The 12,395-nt window shown below is 71.0% G+C and carries 11 protein-coding genes; 3 read left to right on the top strand and 8 right to left on the bottom strand.

Annotated features, from left to right (window positions below):
• Positions 1-69: 69 nt before the first annotated feature.
• The 8 genes from Ade02nite_RS13650 to Ade02nite_RS13615 form a co-directional block, all read right to left on the bottom strand.
• Positions 70-1,773, bottom strand: coding sequence for a peptidase M16 family protein (locus Ade02nite_RS13650; RefSeq protein ID WP_203761979.1), 1,704 nt, complete (start codon positions 1,771-1,773; stop codon positions 70-72).
• Positions 1,770-2,708 carry a hypothetical protein gene (locus Ade02nite_RS13645; RefSeq protein WP_239168733.1) on the bottom strand — a complete coding sequence of 313 codons (939 nt, stop codon included), beginning with the start codon at positions 2,706-2,708 and terminating at the stop codon, positions 1,770-1,772. Before Ade02nite_RS13645 ends, Ade02nite_RS13650 begins: the two co-directional genes overlap by 4 nt.
• A 156-nt stretch (positions 2,709-2,864) precedes the next feature.
• Positions 2,865-4,040, bottom strand: coding sequence for an ROK family transcriptional regulator (locus Ade02nite_RS13640; RefSeq protein ID WP_203761977.1), 1,176 nt, complete (start codon positions 4,038-4,040; stop codon positions 2,865-2,867).
• 34 nt (positions 4,041-4,074) lie between these two features.
• Positions 4,075-5,331, bottom strand: a complete 1,257-nt coding sequence (locus Ade02nite_RS13635) for a sugar ABC transporter permease (protein WP_203761976.1) — start codon at positions 5,329-5,331, stop codon at positions 4,075-4,077.
• Positions 5,328-6,143 carry an ATP-binding cassette domain-containing protein gene (locus Ade02nite_RS13630; protein ID WP_203761975.1) on the bottom strand — a complete coding sequence of 272 codons (816 nt, stop codon included), beginning with the start codon at positions 6,141-6,143 and terminating at the stop codon, positions 5,328-5,330. The genes Ade02nite_RS13635 and Ade02nite_RS13630 overlap by 4 nt, the downstream gene beginning before the upstream one ends.
• Before the next feature lie 162 nt (positions 6,144-6,305).
• Positions 6,306-7,409, bottom strand: coding sequence for a sugar ABC transporter substrate-binding protein (locus Ade02nite_RS13625; RefSeq protein ID WP_203761974.1), 1,104 nt, complete (start codon positions 7,407-7,409; stop codon positions 6,306-6,308).
• A 368-nt stretch (positions 7,410-7,777) separates the two neighbouring features.
• On the bottom strand, positions 7,778-8,263 hold the full coding sequence (gene ybaK, locus Ade02nite_RS13620) for a Cys-tRNA(Pro) deacylase (protein ID WP_203761973.1): 486 nt from the start codon (positions 8,261-8,263) through the stop codon (positions 7,778-7,780).
• Positions 8,264-8,336: 73 nt separating this feature from the next.
• On the bottom strand, positions 8,337-9,530 hold the full coding sequence (locus Ade02nite_RS13615; RefSeq protein WP_239168732.1) for a class I SAM-dependent methyltransferase: 1,194 nt from the start codon (positions 9,528-9,530) through the stop codon (positions 8,337-8,339).
• Between the two features lie 233 nt (positions 9,531-9,763).
• On the opposite strand from Ade02nite_RS13615, the gene groES reads away from it, so the two are divergent.
• The 3 genes from groES (at position 9,764) to Ade02nite_RS13600 (ending at position 12,345) form a co-directional block, all read left to right on the top strand.
• On the top strand, positions 9,764-10,072 hold the full coding sequence (gene groES / locus Ade02nite_RS13610) for a co-chaperone GroES (protein ID WP_015619077.1): 309 nt from the start codon (positions 9,764-9,766) through the stop codon (positions 10,070-10,072).
• Between the two features lie 74 nt (positions 10,073-10,146).
• A complete protein-coding gene (gene groL, locus Ade02nite_RS13605) occupies positions 10,147-11,796 on the top strand; it encodes a chaperonin GroEL (protein ID WP_203761972.1) in 1,650 nt (549 codons plus the stop codon).
• Between the two features lie 267 nt (positions 11,797-12,063).
• Entirely contained in the window at positions 12,064-12,345 is a 282-nt protein-coding gene (locus tag Ade02nite_RS13600) for a DUF1707 SHOCT-like domain-containing protein (RefSeq protein ID WP_203761971.1), read from the top strand.
• Positions 12,346-12,395: the final 50 nt, after the last annotated feature.

Below are 12,395 nucleotides of genomic sequence, written 5' to 3'. Positions count from 1 at the left end.
GGGGAGGCCGGCGGGCGGGGAGGCCGGCGGGCGGGGAGGCCGGCGGGCGGGGAGGCCGGCGGGCGGGGGTCAGCGGCGGTAGAGGCGGCTGAGCAGGCGGTGGACGCCGAAGCCGGACGCGGCGGCCATGGCCAGGCTGAAGCCGATGATCAGGACGTAGCCGACGAGCACCGACGGATGGTCGGCGATGAGGACGGCGGCCAGCAGCGCGACACCGGCGAAGAAGAGCGTCACCAGCAGCAGGGCCACCGCGCCGACGATGCTCAGCGCGCGCGACTGGGGCGTCAGCGGGGCCTGCGGCTGCTTGCGGGACGGCCACGCCGGGATCTCCGGCTGGGGGATCTGCGCGGGGTCGCGGGGCGGCTGGTCGACGCGGATCGCGGCGGGGATGTGCGAGTCGAGCCAGGGCAGCGCGGCGGGCACGCCGGCCCACAGGGTCGGCTCGATCGCGACCACGATGCCGTCGTGGCCGATGAAGTAGCGGGCGCCGTCGGGCCACGCACGGACGATCGCGCAGGCGCCGAAGCGCACGGTCGCGGGCTCGTTCTCGCGGACGATGCTCACGCCCTCGGGTCCGATGATCAGGGTGTCGCCGGGGCCTTCGAGCGAGGCGTACGAGGTGCCCTGCACGACGTCCTCGGAGCAACTCGGCGCGGCCGTGAAGCCGGCCCAGGACGCTCGCGTGCGCGGGGCCATGAGCAGGCCGGTCGCGCTCGCGGCGGCCGCCACCTCGGCCACCTCCGCGGCGCCCACCGCGCGCATCTCCTCGATCGCCTCGGCGGCGCTCTGCACCGGGCGGCCGGCGAGCAGGTTGAGCGCCTGGCCGGGGAGGCGGGCGCCCTGCTCCTCGGCGTGGTGCAGGGCCTCGGCGCGCTGTTTGACCACCGCCGTCACGTCGGTCTCGTCGACCCGGCCGGCGCGCAGCGCGGCGAGCACGTCGACGAAGCCGCCGAGGACCGCGCCCTGCTTGTCCGGCAGCGAGTCGGCGACCGCCGTGACCAGGGCCCGGTCGGCGCCGAGCGGCTCGTAGTTGGCCTGGGCGGTGTAGGAGAGCCCGGCCTCCTGGCGCAGCTCGCGCCGCATCGCCCGCTCGAGCACGCCGGCGAAGACCGACGAGCGCGCGGCCCGCGGCACCTCGGCGTCCCAGACCAGGATCGTGGAGTTCGCCGGGAAGTACGCGGGGGTGACCGGCAACGCCGAGGACGGCACCGGCGCCGGCTGCCTGCTGCCGCTCGGCAGGTCGAGCCGCAGGCCGGCCGGCACGCCCTCGCCGGCCAGCCACAGCACCGCGTTCTCCCTGGTGAAGTAGCGGGCCACCCAGGCGCGCAGGTCGTCCTCGGTGATCGCGGGCAGGCCCCACTCGGGATAGCTGGGCATCCCGTAGTCGCGGGCGCCGTGCCGCCACAGCGACATGTTGTCGGCAGCGCCCTGGTTGCGCCCGTTCGCCTCGGCCTGGAGCAGGTCCTTCTCGACGGCGAGACGCTGCATGGGCAGGTCGCGCAGGGACGCGCACACCCCGGTGAGGAAGGCGGCGAGATCGTCCTCCGAGCCCTGCATGTGGAAGAACGTGTACTCGACGCCGGTGGCGCCGTTGTAGTGGTAGTCGGCGACGCCGGTCGAGTGCAGGGCGAGGTGTTCGACCAGGTGGGTGATGCCGCGCCGGTGCAGCGGCTCGTCGGCGAAGCCGACCCGGAACGCCAGGCCCGCGTGCGCCGGGCCGGTGGCCGGCGCGAGCAGGGCGGGCACGCCGTCGACGTCACGCTGCTCGATCATCGGGCGCTCCTTCCCAGCGCCTCTGCCCGGCGCGTCCGTACCTGGCTCGCGGTGTCTCCGGGCAGGTAGTACCAGGGGTATTCGTCGGCGAGGTCACCGAGGACGCGGAACGCCGTGGCGGCCGCGCGCCGGTCCCCGAGCAGGCTGAAGACCAGGGCGAAGCTGCTGGCCGCGTGCACCCAGCCGTGGTCGCGGCCGAAGTCCGGATGCAGCACGCTGCGGTTGGCGGCCTCGTAGAGCTCGGCGCGGACGGGCTCGCTGCGCAGGTAGCGGTCGTCGTCGCCGGCGGGCAGCGTGCTCCAGTGCTCGATGTGCGCGTCGGCGACCAGGACGCCCTGCACCGCGCCCTCGGGCGCGGCCAGCGCCGCCCCGCGCGCCCACGGGTGCAGCTCCGCCCAGCTGCCGCTCCACTTCGGGCAGAGGGTCTGCAGGAACTGGCTCTGCGCGGGCAGGTGGTGCGGTTCGAGGGCGACGAGCTTGTCGTACCGGCGCCGGGTCTCGGCCTGGCCCACCTCGAGCCCGCGCGCCGAGGTCAGCCGGGCCGTCCACAGTGCCGGGTCGCCGGGGGTGCGCGCGACGGCGTCGATGAGGATCGCCTCGGCGCGCCGGAGCCAGTCGTGGAAGGCGGCGAACTGCTCCGGGCTGACGTCCTGCGCCTGCGCGCCGGTGCGGATCTTCCAGCCGGCGTCGATGTAGCGCCAGGCGAGCGTCGCGGCGGCCGTGCTGTCCGAGGGGTCGTTGCCGACGAGGTAGCGCAGCATGTCCTCGGTGTTGCCCACCTCGCCGGCGATGCGCAGCATCATGGTCCGGCCGGCGGCGGGCAGGCCGTCGACGGTGGCGCGGACCCTGCCCCAGTCGCGGGCGGCCATGGCCGCCCGCACGACTCCGGTCTCGGGGTAGGCGGCGGCCGGATCGAACAGCACCTCTGCGGGCATGGCGGGCAGCATAGAGGATTTTGATCTTCGATTTGACCCCGCCCACCGACTCGGCCGGCGGCCGGGAAACGGCCGCCGGCCACGACGTCGGCGACTCCCTCGCGGCGGGTTCGCGCGCCTGCGCTCGGGTGCGCGAGAGCCCGTACCGGATGAGGTCTAACCGACCGGGTCCTCGAGCAGGTGCTCGAAGGCCAGTTCCGCGGCGCCGATGAGGCCCGCGTCGTCGCCGAGCTCGGGCGTGCGCAGGCGGATGTGCTCGCGGCAGGCCGGCAGGGCGATCGAGGTGAGACGGCTGCGGATCTGCGCGGCGGCGACGAGGTAGACGTCGCGCAGCGTGCCGCCGAAGATCACCGCCTCGGGGTTGAAGATGTTGACCAGGTTGCCGACGCCGAAGCCGATCCAGTCGCCCACCTGGCGGACGGCGAACTGGGCCTGGCTGTCGCCGCGCATGGCCGCGTCGACCACGCCGAGCACCGCCTCGCGCCCGGTGCGGTCGCCCCGGCCGGCGTGCTTGAGCAGCGCGTACTCGCCGATCTCGGTCTCCCAGCAGCCGCGCGAGCCGCAGCTGCACTCGCGGCCGTAGGGGTTGACGACCATGTGGCCGACCTCGCCGCCGTAGCCGCCGTGACCGGCCACCCGGCGCCCGTCGGCGATGATGCCGGCGCCGACACCGACGTCGCCGTAGAGGTAGATGACGTTGTCGCAGCCGACGGCGGCGCCGCGGCTGTGCTCGACCAGGGCGGAGACGTCGGCGTGGTTGCCGACGGTGAGCTTGCCGGCGTCGCCCAGCTCGGCGCCGAGCGCCTCGCCGACCGGCTCCTCGACCCAGCCGATCGTGGGCGCCAGCCGCACGAGGCCGTCGGCGCGGCGCACCATGCCGGCCACCGCGACCCCGGTGCCCACGTAGCGGGCGTCGTCGGGCACGTCCTTGCGCATGTCGTGGACGAAGCTCGCGAGCGGCTGGACCGCGTCGAGCGCCTGCATGCCGCGCGGACGGTCGGTCTCGCGGCGGTCGAGGATGCGGCCGCCGAGACCCACGCGGGCCGCGCGCAGCCGGTCCACCTCGATGCTCAGGGCGTACGCGTAGACCTTGGACGACTCGGGCCGGACGACCAGCGACGGTCGTCCGGCCCGGCCGGTCTCACGTGGTGCCGCCTCGCTGACCAACCCGGCGGTGGTCAGCTCGGCGGTCAGCGCCCCGATGGTGCTGCGGTTGAGGCCGAGCAAGCTCGTGAGCTCCGCCCGGGACGTCGCGCCGTGCACGTGCACGTAGCGCAGCAGGGTCCCGAGGTTGTGCCGGCGCACCTCCTCCTGGCTGGGGCCGGCCCGCATCAGCGCGCCGTCCCCGTACCCAGGATGGTCCGGCTCATCGGTTGCCGGTAGCGGCCGCTCTGCGCCGGGCGAGGGCGTCGACGCTGGCGGCGACGAGCAGGATCAGACCGGTCACGATGTACTTGGTGCCGGAGCTGAAGCCGAGCAGGCCCATACCGTTGTCGATCACGGCGATCACCGCGCCACCGATGACGGCGTTGATGACCTTGCCCTTACCGCCGAAGAGGCTGGTACCGCCGATGACGGCCGCGCCCACCGAGTAGAGCAGGATGTTGCTGCCACCGGTGTTCGGGTCGACCGAGCTGGCGCGGCTGACGGCCATGATGCCGCCGATCGCCGCCATGAACGAACCGATCACGAAGACCGAGATGCGGATCCGGTCGACCTTGATGCCGGCGCGACGGGCCGCCTCGGTGTTGCCACCGACCGCGTAGACGTGGCGGCCGTAGGCCGTACGGCCCAGGACGAACGTCCAGAGCACCAGGAAGATACCCATGATCGGAACGACGATCGGCACGCCCTTGAGCGAGTTGATCGCCGGGTTGATCGCGCGCTCCTGGCTCAGGATCGCGGTGGCGATGATGAGCAGCGCGGCCAGGCCGCCGATGCGCATCGCGACGATGCCGATGGGGTCGGTGACCAGGCCCCGCTTGGCGCGGCTGCGCACGTTGAGCAGCTGCACGCCGGCGAAGCCGACGATCGCGACGATGGTGAGGATCCAGCTCCACGCAACGGACAGGTTGTCGTTGTTGAGGGAGTTGAAGAAGTTGTTCGTCGTCGAGATGTTGGTGCCGCCGCCGAGGAGGACGAGCAGCAGGCCCTGGAAGCCGAGGAACGCGGCCAGGGTGACGACGAACGACGGGATGCCGATCTTCGCGACCAGGAAGCCGAGCACCAGGCCGATCACGATGCCGGTGATCAGCGCGGCCGGGATCGCCGTGTACCAGTCCCAGCCGTGGTTGGTCAGCAGGATCGCGACGACCGCGCCGCAGACGCCCGAGGCGAAACCGGCGGAGAGGTCGATCTCGCCCAGCAGCAGGACGAAGACCAGGCCCATGGCGATGAAGACGACCTGGGCGCTCTGGTTGAACAGGTTGGCGAAGTTGAGCCCGCTGAAGAACGTGTCGGTCGAGATGCCGAAGATGAGGCTCAGCACGACCAGGCCGAGGATGGCCGGCAGGGTGCCGAGGTCACCGCCGCGGATCCGGCCCCAGTAGTCGCGGATGTAGCTCTGGACGGTCGGCTTGACGACCTTGACGCCGCCGGCCGTGGTGGTCGTTGTGGTGGTCACTTGTCGCCTCCGGGCGTGATGTCGACGACGTCACCGTTGAAGTCGGAGGGCTTCTCGGGAGGGAGGCCGATGTTGCCACTGCGACCGGCAGTGATCAGCTCCACGACCTGGGAGTGGGTTACGTCGGTGGTCTTGACCTGAGCGGCCATGCGGCCGAGGTAGAGGGCGGCGATCCGGTCGGAGACCGCGAACACGTCGTTCATGTTGTGCGAGATCAGCACGACGCCGAGGCCCTGGTCGGCGAGGCGGCGCACGAGCTCGAGCACCTGCGCGGTCTGCGCGACACCGAGGGCGGCGGTCGGCTCGTCCAGGATCACGATCTTGGAGTTCCAGAGCACGGCCTTGGCGATCGCCACGGTCTGCCGCTGCCCACCGGAGAGGCTGGCGACGAGCTGCCGCAGCGACTTCAGGGTGCGCACCGACAGACTGGCGAGCGCGTCGCCGGCCATCTGCTCCATGGTCGGCTCGTCGAGCACGATGCCGCGCTTCTTCTCCCGGCCCAGGAACATGTTCTGGACGACGTCCAGGTTGTCGCAGAGGGCGAGGTCCTGGTAGACGACCTCGATGCCCAGCGACGAGGCGTCGCTCGGGCCGTGGATCGAGACCTGGTTGCCCTCGAAGGAAACCGTGCCGGAGTCGATCTGGTAGATACCGCTGATGCACTTCACCAGCGTGGACTTGCCCGCGCCGTTGTCGCCGACGAGGGCAGTGACCTCGCCGGGGTAAACGCTCAGGTTGACGTCATGCAGGACCTGAACGGGACCAAAGCCTTTGTTGATCCCGCTGAGCTCCAAGAGGGGTGTCGCGGCCACGGTGTTTCTCCTTCGCTGAGTGACCGGATTCGCCGCCCGCCGGCGGGGGAAGCCGGGGGCGGCAGGGTGGGGGCACCTGACTCCGGCGCCGCCCGCTTCCTTTATCGGAAGCGAGCGGCGCCGTCGTCAGGATTTCGGGGCAAGCCCGACATCAAGCTGGGGTCAGCTGATGCCCGCTTCGGTGCAGGCCTTCGCGAAGTCGGCGGTGCAGACCGCGTCCTTGGTGACGAAGCCGTCCGCGATGACGTCCTTGACGCTGTCCTTGGTGATGGACTGCGGGGTCAGGAGAACCGACGGAACCGAGGCACCGGACTCGGGGTCCTTGGTGGTGCCGGTGGCCGTGGTCGGCTTCTGGCCCTTCGCGAGCGAGATCGCCAGCTCGGCGGCGGCGTCCGCCTCCTTCTTGATCGCCTTGTAGACCGTCATGCACTGGTCGCCGGCGAGAATGTTCTGCAGACCCTGAACGGTAGCGTCCTGGCCGGTGACCGGCACCTGGCCGTTGAGCTTGTTCTTCTTCAGCACCGAGATGACCGCGTTACCGAGGCCGTCGTTCGCCGCCAGAACACCCTTGATGTTCTTGTTCGACGTCAGCATCTGCTCGAAGATCGTGCCGGCCTGCGCGTTGTCCCAGTCCGGAACGTCCTGGTTCGGGCCCTTGGTGAAGGTGCCGTCGGCGTACTTCGGGTCGAGGACCGAGTTGTAGCCCTGGGCGAACAGGGTCGCGTTGTTGTCGGTCGGGGAGCCGTTGAGCTCGGCGACGACCGGCTTGGTGTACTTCTTCTCGGTCAGGCAGTCGACCAGGCCCTGGCCCTGGAGCTCGCCGACCTTCACGTTGTCGAACGACACGTAGTAGTCCGCGCCGCCGTTCAGCGTGAGGCGGTCGTAGTCGATCGTCGCGATACCGGCCTTCTTGGCCTTCTCGAGGACGGCCTTACCGGTGCCGGAGTCGAGGTTGACGATCATCAGAACCTTGACGCCGCTGGAGATCATGCCGTCGGCGATGGTCTGGAACGCGGTCTTGTCACCCTGCGCGTTCTGGATGTCGACCTGTACGCCGGCCGCCTCGAACGCCGCCTTCAGAAACTTCGGGTCGTCGGTGCCCCACCGCTGCGAGCTCTTGGTGTCGGGCAGGATGACGCCGACCTTGCCGGCCGAGCTCGAGTCGCCGCCGCTGCTGCCGGAGTCGCCGCTGTCGTCGCCGCAGGCAGCGATGCTACCGGTGGCCAGCAGGCCAACCGCAGCAAGGGCGAACAGTCCCTTACGCATTCCTTGTGTCCTTTCGGGTAAATCCGGGCCTTCGATCGGATTCGATGTTCTGCGCTGTCGGGAGTGTCGCTCCCCGGAACGCCGTGTGATCAGGATCTAGTTTGTTGTGTCCGGCAACGTATTCCCGTTGCGGCCGGTAGCACAAGCGGTGATGCCAGCCGATCTCGTAACCCGGCATAACAATCCGGCAACACGGCGGTGATACAGGGACTTCGGCCCTGGTGGGGGCGCCGGGCCGAACATTCCATGATCGCTTACGACGTTCACGACGTGACGCTAAGTCACTCCGCTGCCCGATCTGGACCATTCTCGGGAGAAAGATCCACCCGGCGCGTAACGTTGTCGTAACGGCCCGCGAGTGGCGGGGTTTATGTCCTGATATGAGCGGTTGTTGCGGCCGTGAGGCGAATGAGGTCGCCGGGCGCGAGACTCACCTGGAGCCCGCGGCGGCCCGCCGAGATGAACATCAGATCAAGGGCGAGCGCCGAGTCGTCCACCACGGTGGGCAGCCTCTTGCGCTGGCCGAGCGGGCTGATGCCGCCGCGGACATAGCCGCTGCTGCGCTCGGCGGCGGCCCGGTCGGCGAGGGCGCCACGCTTGCCGCCGGCGGCCTGGGCGAGCGCCTTGAGGTCGAGGTCGCCGGTGACCGGCACGACCCCCACCACCAGGGCCCCGTCGACGTCGGCGACCAGCGTCTTGAAGACCCGCTCCGGCTCGACGCCGAGCGCCTGCGCGACCAGCGCGCCGTAGTTGGGCGCATCCGGCGAGACATCGTACGGATGCAGCGTGTGCTCGACCTTCTGAGCGGTGAGCAGCGCGGTGGCCGGGGTCCCGGCGGCGGCCTTCTTCGGCATGCCCGGAACGCTACTACCGTGACGAATCTCCCTGCGTGACTGCTTGATCACATCCCATTTCGTGCCCGTTGGGTCAGATCGCCTTGCACAGCAGGGCAGTCGGCGCCCCGCTGACGCGGGTGAGCACCAGGGAGGCGGCGTTCGGGCCGCCGAGGCGAAGATCCTTGCGGAGCTGCTCGGGCTCGAGGGCGGATCCCCGCTTACGGATCTCCAACCGGCCGACGCCGCGCTCGCGCAGCAGCGCGCGCAGGCGCTTGAGCGAGAACGGCAGCACATCGGTCACTTCGAGCCGCCGCGCGAACGGCGTGCCGACCGCCACGTCGGTGTACAGGTAGGCGATCTCCGGGTCGGCCAGCCGCCCACCGATCAGCTCGGCGAGCTCCGCCACCAGATGGGAGCGCACGACCGCGGGGTCCGGGTCGTACAGGAATGCACCGGTGGGGCCTACGGGCGCTTTGGCGGCTCCCGTGCCGGTGAGCTGTTCTCCCTTGACCGATTTCTCACGACTTACCTGGATAAGGCTCGCTCGTCGGGGCACCTCTGCCAGGGGGCCGCACCAGAAGGCGGCCTCGACAAGGTCGCCGTCCACGCTGACCCATTCGCCTTCGGCGCCCGGCGGCAGCAGATCGTGGTCGATGCCGGGCGCGAGCTTGAGCACGGTGCGCGGCACGCGTTCGGGCAGCGCCGCGATGAAGTCCCACGGCGGCGAATAGGACCGCGGGTCGAACACCCTCCCCCGGCCGGCCTTGCGGCGCGCCGGATCGGCGAAGACCGCGTCGTACCTCTCCACCTCCACCGACGTGGCGTCCGCGCACTCGACCGTGACCAGATCGCCCAGCCCGAGCGCCGCCACGTTCGCGGCGGCGACGGCCGCCGTCTCCGGGTCGGCGTCCACCGCGTACACGGAGATGCCCTCCCTCGCCGCCGCCAGCGCGTCGGAGCCCAGCCCGCAGCCCAGATCGGCCAGGGTCCTGACCCCCGCGGCCGCGAGGCGCCGCGCCCGGCGGCCGGCGACGACCGCTCGCGTCGCCTGCTCGAGCCCGGCCCTGGTGAAGAACATCGATGCCGCGTCCGCGCCGAACTTGGCCACCGCGCGGCGCCGCAGATCGACCTGGGTGAGCGCCGCCGCGGCGAGCTCCGGCGGCACCCCGCGGGCACGCAGGGCGGAGGCGGCGGCGAGCGGATCACCCCCGGCGATCTCACTCGCGCTTTCCAGCGCCGTCACCCCTTCGGGCGTACGCAGCAGGGCCGTCGATTCCGCAGTCACGCAGGCATTCTCCCCCGCGCGACTTCATTGGCACTCTGGTTGACGGAGTGCTAGTTCCGGCCTAATCTCCGATTAGCACTCTCATCCTGAGGGTGCCAACCGTGCGACCATCCGGGCGCGCGGTGAGGCACCAGGCGGACCGGCACCCGCGACGACGGCCCCGCCCGGTGGCATGAGGCATCAGACCGGCCATCACCTTGACCGGCGAAACCTGTACCCAGGAGGGTATGCCCGTGACTACCGCGACCAAGGTTGCGATCAAGCCGCTCGAGGACCGCATCGTGGTCCAGGCGAACGAGGCTGAGACGACCACGGCGTCGGGCATCGTGATCCCCGACACCGCCAAGGAGAAGCCGCAGGAGGGCACCGTCCTCGCTGTGGGCCCCGGCCGGATCGACGACAAGGGCAACCGCATCCCGGTTGACGTCAAGGTCGGCGAGACGGTCCTTTACTCGAAGTACGGCGGCACCGAGGTCAAGTACGCCGGCGAGGAGTACCTGGTGCTCTCCGCCCGCGACGTCCTCGCGGTCATCGAGAAGTGACCTACTGACAGTGCTTACCGCCCTGGCCCGACACGCGTCGGGTCAGGGCGGTGGCGCGTGAAGGGACCATAACTATGGCGAAGATTCTCAGCTTCTCGGACGACGCGCGCCACCTGCTCGAGCACGGCGTCAACGCGCTGGCCGACACCGTCAAGGTCACCCTCGGCCCGCGCGGCCGCAACGTCGTCCTGGACAAGAAGTTCGGCGCGCCCACGATCACCAACGACGGCGTCACCATCGCCAAGGAGATCGAGCTCACCGACCCGTACCAGAACCTCGGCGCTCAGCTGGTCAAGGAGGTGGCGACCAAGACCAACGACGTCGCCGGCGACGGGACCACGACGGCGACCGTTCTCGCCCAGGCGCTGGTGCGCGAGGGTCTGCGCAACGTCACCGCGGGCGCGAGCCCGATCGCGCTCAAGCGCGGCATGGACAAGGCCGCCGAGACCGTCTCCGAGGCGCTGCTCGGCAAGGCCGTCGAGGTCGCCGACCACAAGGCGATCGCGAACGTGGCCACCATCTCGGCTCAGGACGCCACCATCGGCGAGCTGATCGCCGAGGCGATGGACCGGGTCGGCCGCGACGGTGTCATCACCGTCGAGGAGGGCTCGGCCATGGCGACCGAGCTCGAGGTCACCGAGGGTCTCCAGTTCGACAAGGGCTTCATCTCCCCGAACTTCGTGACCGACGCCGAGGCGCAGGAGGCGGTGCTGGAGGACGCGTACATCCTCCTCACCACCCAGAAGATCTCCAGCATCGAGGAGCTGCTCCCGCTGCTGGAGAAGGTGCTCCAGAACGGCAAGCCGCTGCTGATCGTGGCGGAGGACGTCGAGGGCCAGGCGCTGTCCACCCTGGTGGTCAACGCGCTCCGCAAGACCATCAAGGTCGCCGCGGTGAAGGCTCCCGGCTTCGGTGACCGCCGCAAGGCGATCCTCCAGGACCTCGCGATCGCGACCGGCGGCGAGCTGATCGCCCCCGAGCTCGGCTACAAGCTCGACCAGGTCGGCATCGAGTCGCTGGGCAGCGCCCGGCGCATCGTCGTCGACAAGGAGAACACCACCATCGTCGACGGTGGCGGCAAGTCGTCCGAGGTCGCCGACCGGGTCGCCCAGATCCGCAAGGAGATCGAGGCGTCCGACTCCGACTGGGACCGCGAGAAGCTCCAGGAGCGGCTGGCGAAGCTCTCCGGCGGCGTGGCGGTCATCAAGGTCGGTGCCGCGACCGAGGTCGAGATGAAGGAGCGCAAGCACCGCATCGAGGACGCCATCGCGGCGACGAAGGCGGCCGTCGAGGAGGGCACCGTCCCCGGCGGTGGCGCCGCCCTCGCCCAGGTGGCGAAGGAGCTCGACAGCGGCCTCGGCCTGACCGGCGAGGAGGCGATCGGCGTCTCGATCGTCCGCAAGGCGCTGGTGGAGCCGCTGCGCTGGATCGCGCAGAACGCCGGCCACGACGGCTACGTCGTGGTGGGCAAGGTCAACGAGCTCGGCTGGGGCCACGGCCTCAACGCGGCCACCGACGAGTACGTCGACCTGTCCGCGGCCGGCATCCTCGACCCGGTGAAGGTGACCCGCAACGCGGTCTCCAACGCCGTGTCGATCGCCGGCCTGCTGCTGACCACCGAGAGCCTCGTGGTCGACAAGCCGGCCGAGCCGGAGCCCGCCGCCGCGGGCGGCCACGGCCACAGCCACGGCGGCCACGGCCACCAGCACGGCCCGGGCTTCTGACCCGCAAGCACCACCAGGCAAGCACCACCAGAAAGGGCGCGTCCTCCGGGGCGCGCCCTTTTCGCGTGCGGCGCGCAAAAAGCGCCTCCTCCGGGGCGCGGCCCTTCGCGGGCGGCGCGCAAAGGGCGCCTCCTCCGGGGCGCGGCCCTTCGCGGGCGGCGCGCACTCACGCCCCCACTCCGCGGCGCCCTCGGCTCCGGCCCGGCCGCCCACACTCCCTCCGTTCGGGCGTGGGGCAAGGCTGCGCGACGGCGGTAGAGTGCGGCCGTGGAGATCCGGGCTTCCGACGACGACCGGCAGCGGACGGTGGCCGCGCTCGAGCGGCACGCCGGCGCCGGCCGGCTCACCCTGGACGAGTTCGCCGAGCGCGCCCGCGCCGCGCACAGCGCCCGCACGCTCGACGACCTGGCCGCCGTCGTGCACGACCTGCCCGCCGAGCCCACGGCCGGCGCGATCGCCGAGGACTCGGGGCGCGGGCTCTACCTGCTCTTCGCCATCGCCGCGATGACGCTCGTGCTGCTCGGCGTCTTCGTCGCCCTGCGCTCCTGAAGCCCGAGCCGATCTGACGCCCGCCGCGCCACCACGCCCAGCGCACCACC

This window comes from Paractinoplanes deccanensis, from assembly GCF_016862115.1.
GTDB lineage: Bacteria > Actinomycetota > Actinomycetes > Mycobacteriales > Micromonosporaceae > Actinoplanes > Actinoplanes deccanensis.
The sequence above is the reverse complement of the archived record's forward strand: the minus strand, read 5'-3'. Positions and strand labels throughout refer to the sequence as shown.

Excerpts from the sequence above, each read along its gene's own strand:
- Ade02nite_RS13625 (WP_203761974.1), bottom strand. The coding sequence starts at position 7,409 with ATGCGTAAGGGACTGTTCGCCCTTGCTGCGGTTGGCCTGCTGGCCACC.
- Ade02nite_RS13640 (WP_203761977.1), bottom strand. The coding sequence starts at position 4,040 with ATGCGGGCCGGCCCCAGCCAGGAGGAGGTGCGCCGGCACAACCTCGGG.
- ybaK (WP_203761973.1), bottom strand. The coding sequence starts at position 8,263 with ATGCCGAAGAAGGCCGCCGCCGGGACCCCGGCCACCGCGCTGCTCACC.
- Ade02nite_RS13645 (WP_239168733.1), bottom strand. The coding sequence starts at position 2,708 with ATGCCCGCAGAGGTGCTGTTCGATCCGGCCGCCGCCTACCCCGAGACC.
- groL (WP_203761972.1), top strand. The coding sequence starts at position 10,147 with ATGGCGAAGATTCTCAGCTTCTCGGACGACGCGCGCCACCTGCTCGAG.
- Ade02nite_RS13650 (WP_203761979.1), bottom strand. The coding sequence starts at position 1,773 with ATGATCGAGCAGCGTGACGTCGACGGCGTGCCCGCCCTGCTCGCGCCG.